The sequence below is a fragment of the Halorubrum halophilum genome, assembly GCF_000739595.1.
In the GTDB taxonomy this organism is placed as follows: Archaea; Halobacteriota; Halobacteria; order Halobacteriales; family Haloferacaceae; genus Halorubrum; species Halorubrum halophilum.
Map to the genome: position 1 here is coordinate 1 of NZ_BBJP01000029.1, position 1152 is coordinate 1152.

A 1152-nucleotide genomic window follows, 5' to 3' on the forward strand; every position below is an offset into this window, starting at 1 on the left:
ATAGTACTCAGGATAATTTCTGGAGATCAAGGAACTCTGCGACCCAGTTTTTCGCAAAGCTCACGCGGTTAGTCAGCTGCTCGAAAACATCACTCAAGAGAGTGCGGAACTCCTCCGCACTCTCGACAATTAGCGGTGAGAGTTCCCATTTCAACTGTTTCCAGACCTGCTCGATTGGATTGAGATCAGGCGACCCAACCGGCAGGAACACGAGGTCGATTCCAAGTTGATGGGCACGCTTGCGCGTGTGCTCGCACGTGTGCGAGAACAGATTATCTAACACGAGCAGAATCCGCTTGCCGGGATTCTGCTCGCGTATCCTTTCGAGACACTCGCAAATCCGTTCTTTCGTCTGATCTTCAGGGAAACTAACCACGCTCTGACCGTTGAGTGCATAGAACCCGACCGCTGGTTCATCGATCCGAACCAGCGGTCGGTCGATATGCGGATCATCGACGTACCACATCCGGTGGGAATTATCCCACGGTTGGGGATGTGATGCGTCGAAAAATCCGACGACAGTACCACCATCCGTACAGACATCGTCGTCCACCGTCCAGCCGCCGTCCTCATCGCCTTCTTCCTTGTTGTGTGGCTCTTCGCCTTGGTCCTCGGCGAGCGCCTGGTCCAGGCGCTCGTCGAGGATGTCTTCAGCGTCATCTGGTCGTGAAGGACGTCTCGTCCGGGGAATCGAATACGATAACCCGAGATCGCGCAAGAACGAACTCAGATAATCAGGGTGGTATTCGACGTCGAATTCCTCGTTGAGGATGTGCTGAATCTCCTGTGGTTTCCAGGGCTGACCCTCACGAAGGATTTCAAGCAGTTGTTCTTGCTCGTCTTCGCCGAGCTTCGGGGGACGTCCGTCCCCGAAGTTCGGCGTCAATTGGCCAAGTCCACCTTCATTCCAGCGACGTGCCCAGCGCGTAGCTGTTCCTTCTGACTTCCCGACTCGGTCAGCAGCTTGCTTGAGCGTGTCCCCTTTGTACAGATTCTTGATGAAGACGAGACGGCGGACGACCTTCGGATCGTCCGCTTCGGAGAGCAATCGATCGAGTTCTTCATCGGTCAAGTGGCGAACGACCTCTTTTCGGCGATCGTTGCTCATCGTTCTCATTTCACACTCAAACTCCAAAACATCTCTCACGTACT

At 54.3% G+C, this 1152-nt stretch carries 1 protein-coding gene; it reads right to left on the bottom strand.

The annotated features are described in order from the left end of the window. Positions 1 to 7: 7 nt before the first annotated feature. On the bottom strand, positions 8 to 1108 hold the full coding sequence (locus ACP96_RS10115) for an IS630 family transposase (protein WP_050033214.1): 1101 nt from the start codon (positions 1106 to 1108) through the stop codon (positions 8 to 10). Positions 1109 to 1152: the final 44 nt, after the last annotated feature.